This window comes from Treponema vincentii F0403 (assembly GCF_000412995.1).
Taxonomy (GTDB): domain Bacteria; phylum Spirochaetota; class Spirochaetia; order Treponematales; family Treponemataceae; genus Treponema; species Treponema vincentii.
In genome coordinates this window covers 189359-206313 of record NZ_KE332512.1, presented here as the reverse complement: position 1 = coordinate 206313, position 16955 = coordinate 189359, and the positions used below count along the sequence as shown (strand labels likewise).

13 protein-coding genes are annotated in these 16955 nt (G+C 49.1%); 1 reads left to right on the top strand and 12 read right to left on the bottom strand.

All coding sequences use genetic code 11. The features are described from left to right. Positions 1-22: 22 nt before the first annotated feature. The 12 genes from HMPREF1222_RS00935 to HMPREF1222_RS00875 form a co-directional block, all read right to left on the bottom strand. Positions 23-1555 (bottom strand): NFACT RNA binding domain-containing protein, encoded by a 1533-nt coding sequence (locus tag HMPREF1222_RS00935; RefSeq protein WP_016517823.1) that lies wholly within the window; start codon positions 1553-1555, stop codon positions 23-25. A gap of 427 nt (positions 1556-1982) precedes the next feature. Beyond that, positions 1983-2660: an ABC transporter ATP-binding protein gene (locus HMPREF1222_RS00925; protein ID WP_016517822.1), complete on the bottom strand. Its 678-nt coding sequence runs from the start codon at positions 2658-2660 to the stop codon at positions 1983-1985. Positions 2661-2856: 196 nt separating this feature from the next. Beyond that, complete coding sequence (locus HMPREF1222_RS00920; RefSeq protein ID WP_016517821.1) at positions 2857-4530, bottom strand: ABC transporter permease; 1674 nt, start codon at positions 4528-4530, stop codon at positions 2857-2859. Positions 4531-4551: 21 nt separating this feature from the next. Next, positions 4552-5571, bottom strand: a complete 1020-nt coding sequence (locus tag HMPREF1222_RS00915; protein ID WP_016517820.1) for a thiamine ABC transporter substrate-binding protein — start codon at positions 5569-5571, stop codon at positions 4552-4554. 249 nt (positions 5572-5820) lie between these two features. After that, the gene (locus HMPREF1222_RS00910; protein WP_006189328.1) at positions 5821-7173 is read right to left on the bottom strand and encodes an ABC transporter permease; all 1353 of its coding nucleotides are present in this window, start codon (positions 7171-7173) and stop codon (positions 5821-5823) included. Then, entirely contained in the window at positions 7170-7850 is a 681-nt protein-coding gene (locus HMPREF1222_RS00905; protein WP_016517819.1) for an ABC transporter ATP-binding protein, read from the bottom strand. Before HMPREF1222_RS00905 ends, HMPREF1222_RS00910 begins: the two co-directional genes overlap by 4 nt. Continuing rightward, the gene (locus HMPREF1222_RS00900) at positions 7843-9120 is read right to left on the bottom strand and encodes an ABC transporter permease (protein ID WP_016517818.1); all 1278 of its coding nucleotides are present in this window, start codon (positions 9118-9120) and stop codon (positions 7843-7845) included. The genes HMPREF1222_RS00905 and HMPREF1222_RS00900 overlap by 8 nt, the downstream gene beginning before the upstream one ends. Continuing rightward, positions 9117-9884 (bottom strand): hypothetical protein, encoded by a 768-nt coding sequence (locus HMPREF1222_RS00895; RefSeq protein ID WP_016517817.1) that lies wholly within the window; start codon positions 9882-9884, stop codon positions 9117-9119. Before HMPREF1222_RS00895 ends, HMPREF1222_RS00900 begins: the two co-directional genes overlap by 4 nt. Continuing rightward, on the bottom strand, positions 9881-10762 hold the full coding sequence (gene ftsY, locus HMPREF1222_RS00890; protein ID WP_016517816.1) for a signal recognition particle-docking protein FtsY: 882 nt from the start codon (positions 10760-10762) through the stop codon (positions 9881-9883). Before ftsY ends, HMPREF1222_RS00895 begins: the two co-directional genes overlap by 4 nt. A gap of 86 nt (positions 10763-10848) precedes the next feature. Then, positions 10849-12318 (bottom strand): PEGA domain-containing protein, encoded by a 1470-nt coding sequence (locus tag HMPREF1222_RS00885; RefSeq protein ID WP_016517815.1) that lies wholly within the window; start codon positions 12316-12318, stop codon positions 10849-10851. Next, positions 12315-13452, bottom strand: a protein-coding gene (gene prfB / locus HMPREF1222_RS00880) for a peptide chain release factor 2 (RefSeq protein ID WP_155997531.1) whose coding sequence is annotated in 2 segments (ribosomal slippage) — positions 12315-13379 and positions 13381-13452 — 1137 coding nt in all. Because the reading frame shifts where the segments join, the coding sequence is not laid out codon by codon here. The genes HMPREF1222_RS00885 and prfB overlap by 4 nt, the downstream gene beginning before the upstream one ends. Before the next feature lie 246 nt (positions 13453-13698). Further along, positions 13699-13983 (bottom strand): CRISPR-associated endonuclease Cas2, encoded by a 285-nt coding sequence (locus tag HMPREF1222_RS00875; RefSeq protein WP_016517813.1) that lies wholly within the window; start codon positions 13981-13983, stop codon positions 13699-13701. A gap of 151 nt (positions 13984-14134) precedes the next feature. On the opposite strand from HMPREF1222_RS00875, the gene HMPREF1222_RS00870 reads away from it, so the two are divergent. Then, positions 14135-16945 carry a penicillin-binding protein 1A gene (locus HMPREF1222_RS00870; protein WP_016517812.1) on the top strand — a complete coding sequence of 937 codons (2811 nt, stop codon included), beginning with the start codon at positions 14135-14137 and terminating at the stop codon, positions 16943-16945. The last annotated feature ends 10 nt before the right edge of the window (positions 16946-16955 follow it).

Here is a 16955-nt window from a genome sequence, read left to right as displayed (position 1 = left end):
CGAGATGTTTATAGATGCCCTTTTAAAACAACGATTCCCCGCGGGATTGTTCAAGCTGTTTAAGGACAGCCGGATCAAGTTTGATAGAAAGATTTTTTTCGTTCGACGGAAGCACGGTTCCTTTCGGCGCGTTTTTTGCCCTCCGCAAATCCTTCACTGCAGTGTAGTAAAGATCGGCCTGCCCGTTCCTACGCGCCTTTGAATAGAACACCGCAAGGTTCCCCGCGGCAATCAGAACGGGCAGCGGAACGGTTTTTCCGTTTTTATTTTTGATAAAGACATAGCCGCCCGAATAATCCCGCACATGAAGCCACATATCCCTGCCGCGTACGTGATGCCGCAACAGCTCATCGTTTTCCGCAGCGGTTCTACCGACATACAAAATCCACCCGTCATGGTAAAATGTCAGTCCCGGCCGTTCTTTTTCTTGAGCAGCCTGTTTCCGCTGTGCGGGGATCTTCCGCTTATGCAATATTTTTTCGATGATGTAGGGATTTTCTTCAACCCGCAGCTTTGCAAGCTCCTCATTCAGCGCGGCCAGCACCCGCTTGGAAGCTTCGATATCATCGGTGAGCGCTTCAAGCCCGGAAACCGCTTTTTTATACCGCTCATAGTATCCGGCGGCATTTTCCTGCCCCGTTTTTTGGGGATCAAGGGCGATGCGGATAATCCGGTTGTCCGCGTCATAATCTTCCAATTCTACCGATGAAGCGCCTTGCGGAATCCGGTAGAGATTCGCCAGCAGCAGATTGCCCTGATGTTTCAGCGTATCCGCCTGCAAAAACGAATGCTTTTTTGCTTCGAGTTTTTCAAGCGCGCGGGAAATCTTTTCGATTTTAAGACCGTAAAAACGCTCCGCTTCCTCATGCAAAGCTTCAAGCGACAGCACAGGCGCTTGCCGCGCATACCATTCGTCAATTGCTTCGTTAAAGGTCTTGGACGTGTCATAGCTGCGGACGGTGTAGGTTTTTGCCGGCTTACCGGCCTTGTCGGCGGCTGCGGCAGATACGGCTGCCGATAGGGTTCCCGCAACGGTTGCTGAGACATCCGCCGGTGCAGTGCCCGCAGCAGGAGTTCCCGGAGAAGCCGCTTCAGCTTCCCGCGGCAGAGATTTCCACGGTTCTCCGCTCATCTCCCCGCGGGAAGGGCGGCGGTAAAAGGCATCCACGATAACTCCGTTATCGACGAGTATCATATTCGCCGCCCCGCTCCACAGCCGGATATAGAGGTGGAGCGTCCCTGAGGCGGCCTCCAGCGAAAGCCTAACAATGCGGTCGCTGTTCAGCTGCACAGCCTCGGTAATCTTTGCGCCGCGAAGCCGGGAGCGGAGCAGTTCCATAAAACGAAGCGGTTTATCGAACTTTGGGATTTTCCGCGTCGTTTCATGTAGGCGGCATGCCCCCGGCTCAAGACAGATGAGCAGAGCCGTCGGGCGGGTCTTATAGAGATGCAGCACCATCACGGAATAGGATGATTGCACCACCTTTTGTATATAAGAGCCTTCCAAATCAAGCTCTTCCAGAATCTTATCAATTTCAGCGCAATTCAGCGACATCCACACCTCCAGTCACAAAGCAAACGCATCAGATACTTTTGAAAATATACGGCGCATCTACTGCGTCGCATCGTCAAAACTATACATCCTTGTATAGTTTTGACTGCGAGTTTCGCGGGATTGCGAAACATCGCTTTTGATAAAACCAGCGGCATCCGTGCCGCTGCTCAACGTATCATTTCCGCCATGGACGGCGGTGCTTATATGCAGCATCGAGTTTGTTACAACAAACTCGATGTTCAAAAATATACACGGACGTATATTTTTGAACGCGCCTGCGCTTTATTTTCAGCTAACTCCTTGTAGCTACACCATCTATTTTCAAAAGCACTGGTTCTAGGCAGTAGTATCCGTTATCTTGTGAAATGACATCTATTTGCCTGATGCGTTTGCCCTGAGCTTAAAGAAATGATACCTAAAATTTCGATCAGGAGAAAGGCATTTCGATGATGTTGTCGGCGAGATACTCGGCTTCCCCGCGGTCGTGGGTAACGTAGATTGCCGTATACTCCATTTCGGCTTGGTGCTTTTTGAGCTCTGCGCGGAGTTTAAGCCGCAGCGGGGCATCGAGGGCGGAAAGGGGTTCGTCAAACAAAACCACCAGCGGATTTACCGCAAGTGTCCGCGCAAGGGCGACACGCTGCCGCTCTCCACCGGAAAGTCCTTCGATCCGCCTTTTTTCCATACCTGCCAAACCGAAGCGCTTGAGCCATTCCGCGGCGGCTCGCCTACTTTCCTTTTTGGAAATCCCCTGTGAAATAAGACCGTATCCGATATTGTCTTCGACGCTCAAGTGGGGGAAAAGCGCATAGTCCTGAAAGACCATCCCAACCCCGCGGTTTTTGATAGGTTCACCGGTAATATCACGCCCGTCGAGGATGATATGCCCCGAATCGGCAGGCAATAAACCTGCGATCATTTTAAGCACGGTGGACTTCCCGCAACCCGACGGCCCGAGCAGCGCAAGCGTTCCCGCCTTTTCTACCGAACAGGAAAGACTGATCGTCTTTGACGGCATCCTCTTCGTCAACTCGACAAGCCGGAGAAACGCCCCGCTTCCGCCATTCTCTCTATTTATCTGAAAACCCATCGAATCACTTTTCATATTACCTCTCCCTACTATACATACTTTTGACCGTAAGGCAACCGCATCTAATCTTTACGAGCGGTTGCTTTCCTTACGTGCCAAATTTTGACCAAAATTTGGCACGCCTTTTTTCGCAGAAGGACAAACACCTCAGACGGGTAGATATACATCGCAGAATCAAGAGGCTGTGAGACCATTTGAACCGCGAAGAGGTTCAATTCTGGTTGAACAGCCTCTTGATTCTGCGGGGCTGTTTAAAAACAGTCTGAGGTGTTTGTCCTTCCTCCCGCACCGCGTCTTGGATAAAAAAAAGAAAACCTGTGAGAACGGCGAGGATGACGGCGATACCTGCGCTTTCGGTAAAGCGGTACGAACCGGCAAAACGGAATAGCATAAGCGCGAGGTTTTCAAAGTTCGGAATGTGCAAAAGAAGCGGCAGCGAAGCATCTCCCGCGCTGATCGCAAACACACCGCACAACGCCGACACAATACCGGTTTTACACAACGGCAAAAACACTCTAAAAAACGCATCCGTTCGGGAGACTGACAAAAGACGGGCGGCATCGAGTACCGAACCGGGAATTTTTGCGAGCCCGATCTCTACCTGCATCCACGCAAACGGCCAAGCGAGCGAGCTTTGCACGATAATCAGCAACAACAGCGACGGTGCAATATCGAGCTTTAGCCAGCCCGAACCTAAAATAACGGAAGAGACGGCAAAAGGAAGAAGCGGCAAACTCTTATGCCACTGTCTATTCGATTGAAACGCCGTGTATGCAAAAAAAAGTGCGGCTGCGACGGAAAGAACGGCGGTACTGATACCCGTCTGCACGGTTTGCCGCACCGCTACCCAAAAAGCGGGGCGCTGAAAAAGCTTCATCCATGCCTGAACGCTTATACCGAGCGGTGCTTTCGAGTTCGACAGCGAATACCATACGAGAGAAGCGAGCGGGAACAATAGACAAAAACAAATGATGCAGATAAGCACGGTAAAAAAGATATGTTCAGGAATGCCTTTGATGCGCAACCGGCGACGGGCATACTGTGTATGCTCGGTATGGTCTGGAGTTTTACTTCTTAAAAAGGCATAGAGCCCAACCGCAGCCGCCGCGATACCCGTTTCCACCAGCGCAATCCGGGCAGCGGCGTTCGCGTGTATATCCCTACGGATCGTTTGATACAGTTCCACCTCCAGCGTCGTACTACCGAGCCCGCCTAACAGCAGAATAATCACAAAGCTGAAAAAGCAGTATAAAAAGGTAATAACAAAGGAGGCAAACAGCGGCGCTCTTAATGCGGGGAAAATAACCGTTCTAAAAACACGGAACGGCGATGCGCCGAGCAAAAAGGCAGCCTGTTCGGCGTCTTCGGGGAGCTGTTCCCATGCGGCGGAAACGGTACGCATCGTAATCGGAAAATTATAAAAGGCGTGTACAAACAAGATGCCGCCCATCGAATAGAGGAAGGTACCGGTTGAAAACCGTCCGGCAGAAACCGCCATAAGCAGTTTGTTCAGTAAGCCGTTTTTACCGAAAAACAGAATAAACGCAAGCGCAATAACCACCGGCGGTACGCTGAGCGGTACCGCCGAAAGCGAAAGCAGTAATTTCCGGCCGAAAAAACTCCTGCGGGCACAAAAGAATGCCGCACACAGCCCGACAACGCTTGCCCCCGCCGCAGAAAGAAACGCTTGGATAACGGTGAAGCGGGCTGCGCTCCATAACGGCCGAACCGCCGATGCGGAACCGCCCCCGAATGCCGGAAAAACGGCAGCACCGAGCGGTAAAAAAAACGCAATCAGCACGGCGCAGAATAACACTCCGCCCGCTGCTGTAAAAGAATTTTGCACTATTGACCGCGTCAAAATGCTCCGTTTAACCGAACCCATAGAATACTGCACAGCGTGCGATTATTTTTCCAATATCGAAATAATAGCGTCTACCGCCGCTTCCGCTTCGGTGCCGGAAATCGTCAGCGATTTTTTAGGCATCGGGACGGTCTTAAATGATTCGGGAAGCGGCACCGCAGTATTTGCCGGATACATCCACTGCGTTTCCGGCAGCACTTCCTGCGCTTTTTCGGTCAGCATAAAATCGATAAAGGCTTGCGCAGCAGCTCTATGCGGTGCGTTTTTAACCACGCCCATTCCCTCAAGCGCAATCATATTCCCTTCGTCAAAAACCAAGGCCTGATACCGGTCGGTTTTATCGTACCGGATATGATATGCCATACTGGTGGTATAGCTGACCGCAAGAGAAGCTTCTCCCGCCGTAAACAGCCCGTAGCCTGCGCTCCACGAATGGCTCATCGTCAAAACCGACGGAGCAAGCCGCTTCCAATAGGCAAGGTAGTCATTCCCGTACACCGCCTTTGTCCATGCGGCAAAACCCAATCCGGGAGCGCTCGTGCGGGGATCCATGATAACCAAGGATTTTGCATATTCGGGTTTGGTTAAATCTTCCAATGATTGAGGAGCGGGTACTTTTGATTGAGTATCGTACATGATTGCAAAATACCCCCAATCATACGGAGTTAATAGGTGATCATCGGTCATCATAATCTGCACCGGAACAACCTTATCCAAATTCGGAGAAGTATACGGTTCTAAAACACCGGCATTTCGGGTTTTATCGGTAAGGAACGCATTGATACCGAGCAGTATATCGGCACGCGGCTTCTTTTTTTCGGCTATTGCTTTTGACAAGACCGAGCCTGAATCTCCACAGATTACATAGGTGACGGTATAGCCCGTTTGTTCTTGAAAGCGTTTGGCTATCTCGGCTCCCGGCCCCCACTCCGATGCAAAAGAGCCATAGGTATAAACGACAACGGTTTTTTCTGCAGTATCGGTTTTTCCGCCTGCAAAAGCGGTTGAAGGCAGTATGATTGCACATACAATAAACGATAAGAAATAAAGACGAAACTTCATTATTCCCTCCGCCGGCATTATCCGGATCAGGTGTAAGGCCTCCGTACGGACGCCTTTTTCGGGTATGCTCTCAGCACGGAACGAATACGGCTGTGTTTCCCGTTCATTGTTCCGGCACCCCATCTGCGCGTATTGTAGTATATTCAAAAAAAAAGTGCAAGTAAAAATGAGTGTATGTCCATCTTTTCTTGCACTCAGTCAAAACCGATTCGACATTGGAATTTTTGCATAATTTAAATTATTTCCCCGTTACAGCTTCCGCATACTTTCCAAAGGTTTTTCTTTACCCGCATATACGGCGGGCAACATACAGACAATAACCGACAGAACAAGCGTTCCGGCAGCGATTATGTACAATTCGGTGATATTTAAGGATATGGGAATATATTCCAAATAGTATTCGGGAGCCAAGAGACGGATCGCCTCATGGCTGCCTGTTTTTCCCAGTATATAATAAAAAGCGGACTGCCCCGCATTAATTACATATTCAAAAAAGACAAACAGCTCGTTGATATGGAGCGCCGCGAGGATTCCGCCGAGTAAGCCGATGCAAAGACCTGCCGCACCCGTAAAGAGTCCTGCAAGTAAAAACGACAGGGTGATAAAAAACGGATGTGCCCCTGCCGCTTTCAAAATTGCAATTTCCTTCCGCCGTTCCATGATGAGCATAACCATTGCCGACGAAATATTAACCGATGCCGCAAGTAGAATCAAAAACATGATAAACAGCAGCAGATTCTTCGAGGTTTGGAATGAATAAAATTGAGAACGGTTTAAATCCTGCCATGTATATACCGAAAAACCTGCCGGAAGCAGCTGCTGAATTGCTTCTTTTGCTTCCGCAAGCAAGGCTTCATTAAAGGGGTCGGCAATACTGACCGTAAGAGACCTGACGGAAGACTGCGGCGATAAAACCGCATCGGCAGCCGCCAGCGGGATAAAAATCCACAGCGCATCCAATTCCTGATAGCCGGAAGAAAGAATGCCGGCAACCTTAAATCGGGTCAGCTTCGGCCTTGTTTTATTGCCCGAATACTGCGGCAGCAAGGTGAGCAGCGAACAACTGTCCCCGACTTTAAGGCCGGTATTTTCGGCAATCTTTTTACCGAGCAAGATAGAGCGGTCATCATCAGGATCAAGGGTGCCGTCTACCACCGTTAATAGGTTCCGTGCGGGAAGATTGTCGGCAAAATAGCCTGCTTCTATCGCCCGTATCGTACCTCCTCTGCGCCCTGTTTTGCCGATGAGCAAACCGGTGCCTTCCTGCTGCTGCCGCGAACCGGTGATAACGTACTGCGCGTTTTCGGAAATTGAATCGAAGGCTGCCTGAGCGCTCCGCTTCCGTTCTTCGGCAGTCTGTGAGCTTCGGGGAGCAGGGCGCAGGTCGAGTATCTGTATGTGTCCGCTCCCGAGTTCAATCATACGGGAGGTAATCCCCTGTATCATCCCGTCGGATACCACGAGTACGATAACTAACGGGATAATACTGATGCCGATTCCCCAGATAGCGCCGATTAAGCTCTTCCGCGCGTTGGAAAGAGATTGCCCTGCGTTAAGTCCCAGATACCGCAGCGCGAGTTTCCATGCCAGTAAAAAATTCATACGAGATGCAGCTTCCCCTGTTCAAGCCGATAGCAAAGATCGGTATTGGCGGCAATTCCCTGATCATGCGTTACGATGATGAGGGTTTTACGGTGCTTATCCGCCATCGAAAAGAGCAATTCTTGAACTCCGCGTGCGTTCGCAGGATCAAGATTACCGGTAGGCTCGTCGGCTAAAATAAGCGAAGGATCATTAATAAGCGCACGGGCAACCGCAGCCCGCTGCCGCTCCCCGCCCGACAGCTGAGACGGAAAGTGGTTGAGCCGTGTTTCCAGCTTTACATCCTGCAAAAGCGCGGCAGCCTTCTCTTTTACTTCTTTTTTGGGCGCACCGGCAATGAGCGCAGGCAGCATCACATTTTCAAGCGCCGTAAAATCCTTGAGCAAATAATGGAATTGAAAGATAAAGCCGAGATAAAAGCGGCGGTATTCCGTTAATCCGTTTTCATCAAGCCGGTGCAGTTCGTACCCTCCCGCAATAATTTCCCCCGAATCAGCCTGTTCCAAACCGCCGACAATATTCAAAAACGTAGTTTTTCCGCAGCCGGACTCCCCTACTACGGCGATTTTTGCCGGCTGCTCGATTATCAGGTCGAGGTTTTGCAAGATGGAAATTGAATCCGCCTCCGACTGAAAGGTTTTTGAAACATTTGACAGCGCTAAAATCGGTTTATTCATAGCGAAGCACCTCCGCAGGTTTAAGGATAAGGATTTTTCGGGATGCAATCGAAGCGGCAAAACTCGCGGAACAAAGACCGAATAAGAACACGGCAAAAACTTCATTGAAAAAAATACGCACCGGCACCGAATCAATATAAAAATATTGAGGACTGAAAATACTGAAGCCGGTAAACGTACGCTCCAATATAATATTTGCAACTTCTATGACGGCATTTACCAGATTTTCCGCCACTAAAAATACACGGTTGATGTCGGCGGAAAGCAAAAGCCCTAAGATCAAGCCGATCGAAGCGCCCAAAAGCCCTATTGTAAAACCGTTTGCGATAAAGAGGGCTTGGATGTGCTCCTTTTTTGCTCCCAAAGAGGCAAGCACCGAAATTTCCTCCCGCCGCTCATAGATGGAACGCCGCATTCCGTTGTAAATATTCACCGTAACCACCACAAAGATTAAAAACACGAGCATAAACATCGTGTTTTTTTCGATACGCAGCGCGCCGAAAAAAGCCTGATTATAGGTACGCCACGATTCCGCTCTAAGCGCGGGAACCGCTGCGGAAACATGCGCGATATATATCCCGTCGGCTTCCGGATTTTGCAGTTTTACCGCCGCGGACTGTTCCTGCTGTTTGCCGCACAGCAGCTCGCCGGTTTCCGTTGACATAAACGCAAAGCCTGCGTCAATCGCATAGTAACCGGTTTTCATCAAACCGGTAATCAAACATTCCGCATCCTCAGGAAAGATGTCGGTATCCGCGGTTCCCGAAAGCGCAAGGAGCGAAATCCTGTCCCCGGCAGAAACCGAAAGCATACGGGCAAGCTCGTACCCGAGCACAACGGAATGCGGCGCACTGAGGTCAAAGCTGCCTTCCATCATTGTGACGGCGCCGGCAAAACCGCGGTCATCGTCTAAAACCGTTTCGGGCACGGCGCGCAATATGGCGGGCTGCTGCCTGCCGTAATTTCCCTGCATGATCGTTTGAGTTTCCGAAAATATATAAAAGGATTGAAAGCCGCCGGCTGCCCGTGCTTCTTCAAGCGCCGCTTCGGAGCCGTACAGCTGAACGTGCGCCGAGCTTACCTGCAAAATGGTGTCGATAAAGCTGCGCTGAAAACCGTTCATCACCGCGAGAATAACAATCAATACCGTAACCCCGAAAGCGATGCCAAGCACGGAAAAGATTCCGGTAATGGCCGACCGCCCCTTGGTATCGGCTGCGTTGAATCTCCGCAGTACAAAAAAAATCCATGCAAGGTCGGTGCGCTTCATTGTTCTTCCCCTACATACACTTCTTTGTCATCGACATAGAGGTGCACAATGTGGGGAGTATCATGCAGCTCGATAAAGGCGGTTTTCTTTCCGTTCCGGTATTTTGTTTGCGCAACGGCTTTATCATCTACAAATTCCCACACCGACCTATCGGTATTCTTTCCTTCGGTAATTGTCTGCTCCAGCAGCTTACCGAATTCGGTATATGAGTTTTCCCTCTTGAACGTCAATGTTTTCCCTTCATACCGTTCAGCGGTCAGCTCCCTGCCCTCCTCATCATAGCGGAAGATTTCCGATTTTCCATTACGGAGTATTTCTTTTTGTACGGGAGAGCGGGCTGAACCCTGATACGTCCACACTGTTTTTTCAATCGCCGTGCCGTCTTCGTAAAGCACTGCAAAGGAAGCACGCCCCTGCCTATCAAAATTTTCATAATACCACTTATTCCCGTCAGCAACGGTTAGACCTTTAGTATGGATGGATGCAAAGGTTAAATCGGAAGCATCATCTTTTTCGGCTTCTTTTTTCGATGCAGCCGCATCAGAATTCTTTCCTTGTTCAACGGATGAAGGAGCCGCATTGCCGTTCTTTGCGGTCTCCCCATCCGCCGGGGCTGCATCGGAAGAAACATCCTCAATAGGTACTTCTTCCGATACTTCTCCGGTTTGAATGCTTTCGCCGACAGTTCCGCCTCCGTCAGCACCGAGCGGCGATAGACAGAGTATACATATTAAAATAAGCAACGGCGATGCAAAGCGTTTCATACCGGCATACCGATAAATTCCCGCAGATAGGTATCGGCATTAAAGGGAGCAAAGTCCCCGTATTTTTCTCCGGTACCGGTAAAGATGACCGGCAGGTTCAGCTGCCGCCCCACACTGAGCGCGATGCCGCCTTTTGCCGTTGAATCATACTTTGTAAGGATAACCGCATCGACGCCGACCGCCTCATGGAACACTTCAGCTTGCCGGAAGCCGCTTTGCCCTGCCGTTACATCGAGCACGAGTATCTTCTTATAGCAGCCTTCATCGGTTTTGGATTCTGCAATCCTGTTGATCTTTTGCAGTTCCCTCACAAGGTTTTCCTTATTATGGAGACGCCCTGCAGTATCGGCGATGACAAGACCGCCGCCTTGCGCCCGCACTGCCTGTGCCGCATCGAAGATAACCGCCCCCGGATCCCCGCCGTACTGATGTGCAATAACCCGCACATCAAGCTGTTTTCCATGATATTCAAGCTGCTCTATCGCTGCAGCTCTAAAGGTATCCGCCGCGGCAAGTATGATAGGCGCTTCAAAGCGGGATTTAAAATATTGAGCAAGTTTTGCCGCAGTCGTCGTCTTTCCGACTCCGTTTACACCCAGCAGCAAATACACCGAAGTTTTATCTTTCTCCGGCATAAAAGAAGCAACCGGCAAAAAAGGCAGCAAAATATCGTACAAAACTTGCAATACCTGTTCTTGCTGCTCAATTTTCCGTTTTTTACATTCGGAACGAAGCTGATCTTCAATCTCAAATGCAAATTGAGCGCCGATATCTCCTTCTACCAACGTATCGGTTACGCTTTCAAAAAAGGAATCATCCAATTTGGAATGAATACCGAACAGCTTTTTTAAACTTTCGGAAAAACTTCGTTTTGCCATATTTTTCTCCAGTATATCCGGTCTGGAATCTTCATACTCCCTACCGTTTCATACATTCTATCAGGAACCTCTGAAAATATCAGTTTTTAGCGGTTCCTCTTAGATTTACTTGCCTCTTTTGGGATACTTTGATCGGCAGCATACAGGTACAATCCGAGCTGCACTGCATAGTTAATGCCCAAACCGATTGTAAGTCCCCCCACAACCACAGAAGCGGTAACAAGTGTGCGGTATGTCTTCTCCACATCCTCAGTAACACGCAAATGAGAATCTGCAGCAGCCGAAGCCATATCCGCAGTTATTCCTTGTAAAATCATAAAAATAGGAAGCGCCGCATAAAACGCCCCGAGCGACCAATACAAAACATTCCGCCGCCGGTCGATCAATGTCTTGGTATTTTCTTTATTAAGCGAGACCTGCAGCTGATATGCTGTTTCTCCCTGCCGTATAAAATTATCGGGGCGGAGCACAACGTACGTTTTTACATCGTCATAAGAAAAACTCACGGCGGTAGTTTTACCGGTAGGAATATCGGTTTGAAACGGAGTACCTGAAAAATACTGCGTATGTAAAAATACATCAGCAGCAGGTTTTGTAAACTCAAAGCCGACGGAAATACTCTTTTCTTTCTTTAAGCTTATTTTAAGCAAATAATCTTTTCCTGCGTGAGCTTCGATAGTTTTACCGGCCGAATCATAACCCGAAGCTATTACCTCCAGCCGATGGCTCCCTTCATATATGTAGAGAGTACCTTCCGCCGCTGCTAACAGCTCGTTATCCAAATATACTTCCGCATCTTCCGGTTCGACGCTCAGCACGACCGTTGCAGGCTGGGTATTTTTGATTGCCGTCATAATTTGCGCCGCCAACGACCGGGCTACTGCTTCGATTGATTGATACGCCCCTGCCTCACTGAAACGGTATTCGGGCATACCCGGCAAACCGGTTGTCAGCACAACCGATACATACATATATCCCGCCAAATCCTGTACGGTGCCGTTAATAACCGCGGAAATATTTTCGGTTTTAAGCGTTTGCGGAATATTTGCATACTCAGGCAGCTCAAACACCCGCCCGCCGTCCTTCCATACCATAACGGGGAGTGTTTCGGCAGTAAAAGAGGTATCGGCCAACAATCGATCGATTTTTTCTTGCGCCTTTTGAATATCCGCTTCCTTTGCTTTTATTTTTTTGTTGAGTGCAGCCGTCTGTTTTATCTTCTCTTTTTCGGAGATGACTGCAAGATACAGCGAATCCCGCTCTGCGATTAAGGCTCCCCGCTCGTGGATAAGCGCAAGTTTTTTTGCGGTATAATCCGGCAACTGCCGCGCTTTTTTCTCTTCGGGAGTTACCAGCCTGCTTGCGGGTACGGCGCAAAAAAGATTCAGCATCGTAGGCAATGCCGTTGCGTATGATGCATATAATTCAGGTACATCGGTCAGCGTAAATTTTGCCGCCGTAATCGACCATACGGGAACTTCTTCCTTAGTTTGAGCGGCAGCGCACAGCGCGGTAATAATTGCAATCACAGCGGCACAAAGCCGTTTTACCTTCATTCCGGGCTATCCTCATACATCAGCTGATTCGCCCATTGTTTTTTCAAAAAGTCTTCGATAAATCCGTCTATATCGCCGTCCATAACGGCTTGAATATTGCCCGTTTCATGCTTTGTACGGTGATCTTTTACCATTGTATAAGGTTGAAAGATATACGACCTGATTTGATTTCCCCACGAAATTCCTTTTTTTTCGGCGGCAAATTTCGCATTCTCTTTTTCTTTTTCGTTCCGGTAGTATTCGTAAAGCCGTGCTTTCAGCATACTCATAGCGGTTGCCCTGTTGGAAATTTGACTGCGCTCATTTTGGCACGCAACGACAATACCGGTGGGCAGGTGTGTAAGCCGCACGGCAGAGTCTGTTTTATTGACATGCTGCCCCCCCGCTCCGCCTGCACGGTAGGTGTCTACCCGTAAATCCTCCGGCCTGATATTGACCTCGATGGTATCATCAAGTACGGGAAACACATACACGGAAGAAAAAGAGGTATGGCGGCGGGCGTTAGCATCAAACGGACTGATTCTGATAAGCCGGTGCACGCCGGTTTCCGCCTTTAAAAAGCCGTAGGCATAGTCGCCGCGTATCTGTAAGGTGATGGATTTTAACCCCTCATCGGCTTCCAGCTCGTCAAGCGTTTCAACGCTAAAGCCGCGGCGTTCCGCCCAGCGGAGGTACATACGAGTCAGCATCTGTGCCCAATCGCAGGCTTCCGTTCCGCCTGCTCCCGCATGTACCGTCAAAAAGGCATCGCTCCCGTCAACCTCGTCCGAAAGAAGCGCTAAAGTATTGAGTTTTTCAAACCGTTCTTGAAGCTCTTTAAGCGACATATCGATTTCTTGAACGGAATCCGCATTATCGGCATCACCGGCTTCTTGAGTCAACTCATAGAGGGTTTGCAAATCTTCTATATCGGCAATGAGCGTCTCCCACGGTTCGATACGGTTTTTCAGTTTTTTAATTTCCGACAAGAGTTTCTCGGCTTTTTTAGGATCGTTCCAAAAGCCTTCCTGTCCCGCAACGGCTTCTTTTTCCGCAATCCGTTTTTTTACCGCTTCGGAGTCAAAGACGCCTCCAAATTTCGTCAACATCGGCTTTAAGTGCTGTAATCTGCGGTTTATATTCTTCCAATAACATCATCATCTCCTATAAAAACTTTTTTCGGATGTTTCAACATTCGAAAAAAGTTTTTAGCCGTGCGCGAGTCCTGCAACGAGGAGCTTTGCTCCGAAGATCAGGACGGCGCACCCGTAAATAATCAAGTTTGCAACGCAAACTTGAGCTAAAAAGTTGCCGACGCAATTTTAGGCGGCACTTTTTAGCGCATCTCCTATAAAAACTTTTGCAGGATATTTCCCAGCGCATCTCCTATAAATAAACGACTTACATTTCTTTAGGCGGACGGATTAAAAGCTTCCGCCACTTTTTCTTAGCAAGCGTGGAAATTGCCAATACGCCTTCGACGGGATACTGATATATTCGGACAACGTCATAATAATCGGTTACCCGATCTATTTCGCGTTTAAGAGAAACCAACTGTTTTTCGTTAAGAGTAACGGACTCCCAGCATGCACGCTGCATTCGCTCAAATCCGTAGAAAGTTAATAATTCAGAAAGATGGGCAGCGGAGTCCTGTCCGCCCGGATCTATCATTACCGACACAAACATATTGCCGTATAGAATATAACAAAGTCTACCTTATTGTCAAAGGGGCTTTCGGATAGGTTTTGGAGCAAACGCTTAAAATATCTCAGATGCGTTGCCCGTGTACATTTTCTTTCAGCTTGAAAAAAAAACGATTTTGTGCTTTTATAGGCGCATGCGCGGACGTACCGTCTTTTTATATATTTATCTTGTTTTTATTTTTACCGTGCTTGTTGCGGGTTCTGCGATGCTAGGCTACTTACTGGCGGAAACAGCCTCCGTAAAGCAGAGCGAACAATTTACCGCCTTTAATCCCGATTTACCGACCCGGATACTCGATATACGCGGAGACTTGATTACCGAATTTTCTTCCAACGAAAAACGGGAGATTATTAAATTCGAGCAAATACCGCCCGCATTGATCAATGCACTCCTCGTCCGTGAAGACCGCAGTTTTTATCGGCACCGCGGTTTTACGCTCAAGGCAATTTTTCGTGCCGTCATCGGGAAACTTACCGGAAGAACGCTCGGCGGCGGAAGTACCATCACTCAGCAAATAGCAGGACTTTTATACTGCGACCGAACCGACATGAGCATCTCGCGGAAGATAAAGGAACTGTGGTGGGCAGTCCAGATGGAGCGCCGGTACTCAAAAGACGAAATCCTCGAACTCTATTTAAACAAAGTATACTTCGGCGGAGGAACCTATGGCGTAAGCGCTGCCTGCCGGTTTTACTTCGGCCATTCCGTAGCGGAAATCACCCCTGCGGAAGCGGCAATACTGGTTATCCAGCTATCGAACCCCGCCTATTATAATCCCTTTGAATATCCGAACCGCGTACAGGAGCGACAGGGCTACGTCCTTGACGAGATGGTTAGACTCGGCTACCTTACGCAAGAAGAACGCGACGAATCCTACGATGACTATTGGGCTCATTTCGATTATACGCGCACCAATTCATCCGCGTGGTTCAATCGTGAAGATAAAGCGCGTTGGTTTTCCGAATATGTACGCCGCCAGCTTGAAACGATGATGTACGGCACGATGGATTTTTATTCCGACGGTTATATCGTACACACCACCTGCGATCTGCGCCATCAGGCGGCTGCGGAAAAAGAGATGGGCGACTATATCAAGATTGCCAATAACCGCGTAAAGAATACCCGCTCTCATCGTTTTGCACAGAGCGAACTGTATAGCAATATTACCGCGCTTGTCTCGCTCGCTTTTGACATTCCTGCGCTTCATATCGATTCCGAACGGGTGCAGGCAAGAACGCTCTCCTACTACCGCAGCGATTTAAACCCGATTGTGGATATGGCGGCAATGCTTTTCGGGCTAAACAACCTAAAGATTACCGGCGCAAAAAGCACGGCCAAGGTGCAAGATGAGCTTGCGCGGAAAACGGTTGAAGGAACGCTCATCTGTTTGGAAAATAATACCGGCTACATTACCGCCCTTGTCGGCGGCAGTAAATTCGATGAATCGAATCAGATGATACGGGCGACTCAGGGGCGCGTTCAACCGGGAAGCTCATTTAAGCCACTGCTTTATTCCGCAGCATTCGATACCAAATTGATCACACCGGCAACGGTATTGGAGGATACCCCGCAGGTATTTAAAAACCAAAGCGGTGTTCCGTACATTCCGAACAACTATGCAGGACATTGGCAAGGTACCGTTTTGGCATGGCGGGCATTGGCACGGTCGCTGAATATCCCTGCAATTAAGGTACTCGATACCATCGGCTTTGATGCAGCCATTACCCGATCTGCAGCTCTACTCGGCATCACCGATCCCGACGAAATAGACCGTACGTTCCCAAGATTGTATCCTCTTGCGCTTGGCGTTATCAGCGTTGCTCCCATTCAGATGGCAAAGGCATTTGCCGTCTTTGCAAACCAAGGACGGCGGGTTGACCCCATCGCTATTCGCACCGTTGAAAACCGCAACGGCACAATCGTGATGGATCCCGAACGCGATTTACGGCAGGAACAGCGGCGGCGCGGAAATGCAATGCAAGTTATCAGCCCGCAAAATGCCTATCTGATGACATCGGTACTGCAAAGAACGATAACCGAAGGAACACTTGCGTATGCTTCAGGCAGCGGCTCAAAATTCCGGTATAAAGATAAAACGACCGGTAAGTATTTTTCCATTCCCGTTGCGGGTAAAACCGGTACAACTCAAAACTGGTCGGATGCATGGACAATCGGATATTCTCCGTATTATACCGCTGCCGTTTGGTTCGGGTATGACAAAGGAGGCCAGTCCCTCGGACTTGATAATACGGGTGCAACGCTCGCGGGGCTTCCATGGGCAAATTTTATGAAGACTATCCACGAAGGTATGCCCTATAGGGATTTTATTCGCCCCGAAACGGGATTGACATCCGTATCGGTTTGTTCAAAATCGGGAAAGCTCCCTACGCCTTACTGTGATGAAGGAACGGTATCGCTCTACTTTTTATCCGGTACGGAGCCGACGGAAGCCTGTGCCTACCATGAGGCAAACAATGTACTGCGTGAAATTGCAAAAGACCGTTTACGCAAAAGCAATTACAGCACCGGACAAGCACCCGTCGATATTATTAAAACGGATGTACTGCTTGATCCGCGTATTTTTGAGGATCCCGAACCAAGTAGAAACAGGCGGACAGGAAATACTGGCTATACGGGAGATCCGTTTGCAAACGATGAACTTACCGTGCCTTCCAATTCGGGCAATATCGTTGAATCGGATTCATCGCTGAGTGAAGGCGAAGATACTACGCTGCCGGATCAGTCTCCGCTTAATCCGCAACAAGGACAAGGAACAAACAGTACACTGCAGCCGCCGATTCCTCAAACGCACTTGGAACCTATAGATGAAGGAACTCCGCTGCCGTCTTTCCCGCCCGTAGAATCGGACACCGACAATACGGAATCCGAAAAAACGGAGCAGGACGGGACGATACAGGGTGAGGGAATTAATCCGTGGTTATAAAAGGATAAAA

Coding starts and splice junctions, on each gene's coding strand:
- HMPREF1222_RS00935 (WP_016517823.1), bottom strand. CDS start 1,555: ATGTCGCTGAATTGCGCTGAAATTGATAAGATTCTGGAAGAGCTTGAT.
- HMPREF1222_RS00925 (WP_016517822.1), bottom strand. CDS start 2,660: ATGAAAAGTGATTCGATGGGTTTTCAGATAAATAGAGAGAATGGCGGA.
- HMPREF1222_RS00920 (WP_016517821.1), bottom strand. CDS start 4,530: ATGGGTTCGGTTAAACGGAGCATTTTGACGCGGTCAATAGTGCAAAAT.
- HMPREF1222_RS00915 (WP_016517820.1), bottom strand. CDS start 5,571: ATGAAGTTTCGTCTTTATTTCTTATCGTTTATTGTATGTGCAATCATA.
- HMPREF1222_RS00910 (WP_006189328.1), bottom strand. CDS start 7,173: ATGAATTTTTTACTGGCATGGAAACTCGCGCTGCGGTATCTGGGACTT.
- HMPREF1222_RS00905 (WP_016517819.1), bottom strand. CDS start 7,850: ATGAATAAACCGATTTTAGCGCTGTCAAATGTTTCAAAAACCTTTCAG.
- HMPREF1222_RS00900 (WP_016517818.1), bottom strand. CDS start 9,120: ATGAAGCGCACCGACCTTGCATGGATTTTTTTTGTACTGCGGAGATTC.
- HMPREF1222_RS00895 (WP_016517817.1), bottom strand. CDS start 9,884: ATGAAACGCTTTGCATCGCCGTTGCTTATTTTAATATGTATACTCTGT.
- ftsY (WP_016517816.1), bottom strand. CDS start 10,762: ATGGCAAAACGAAGTTTTTCCGAAAGTTTAAAAAAGCTGTTCGGTATT.
- HMPREF1222_RS00885 (WP_016517815.1), bottom strand. CDS start 12,318: ATGAAGGTAAAACGGCTTTGTGCCGCTGTGATTGCAATTATTACCGCG.
- HMPREF1222_RS00875 (WP_016517813.1), bottom strand. CDS start 13,983: ATGTTTGTGTCGGTAATGATAGATCCGGGCGGACAGGACTCCGCTGCC.
- HMPREF1222_RS00870 (WP_016517812.1), top strand. CDS start 14,135: ATGCGCGGACGTACCGTCTTTTTATATATTTATCTTGTTTTTATTTTT.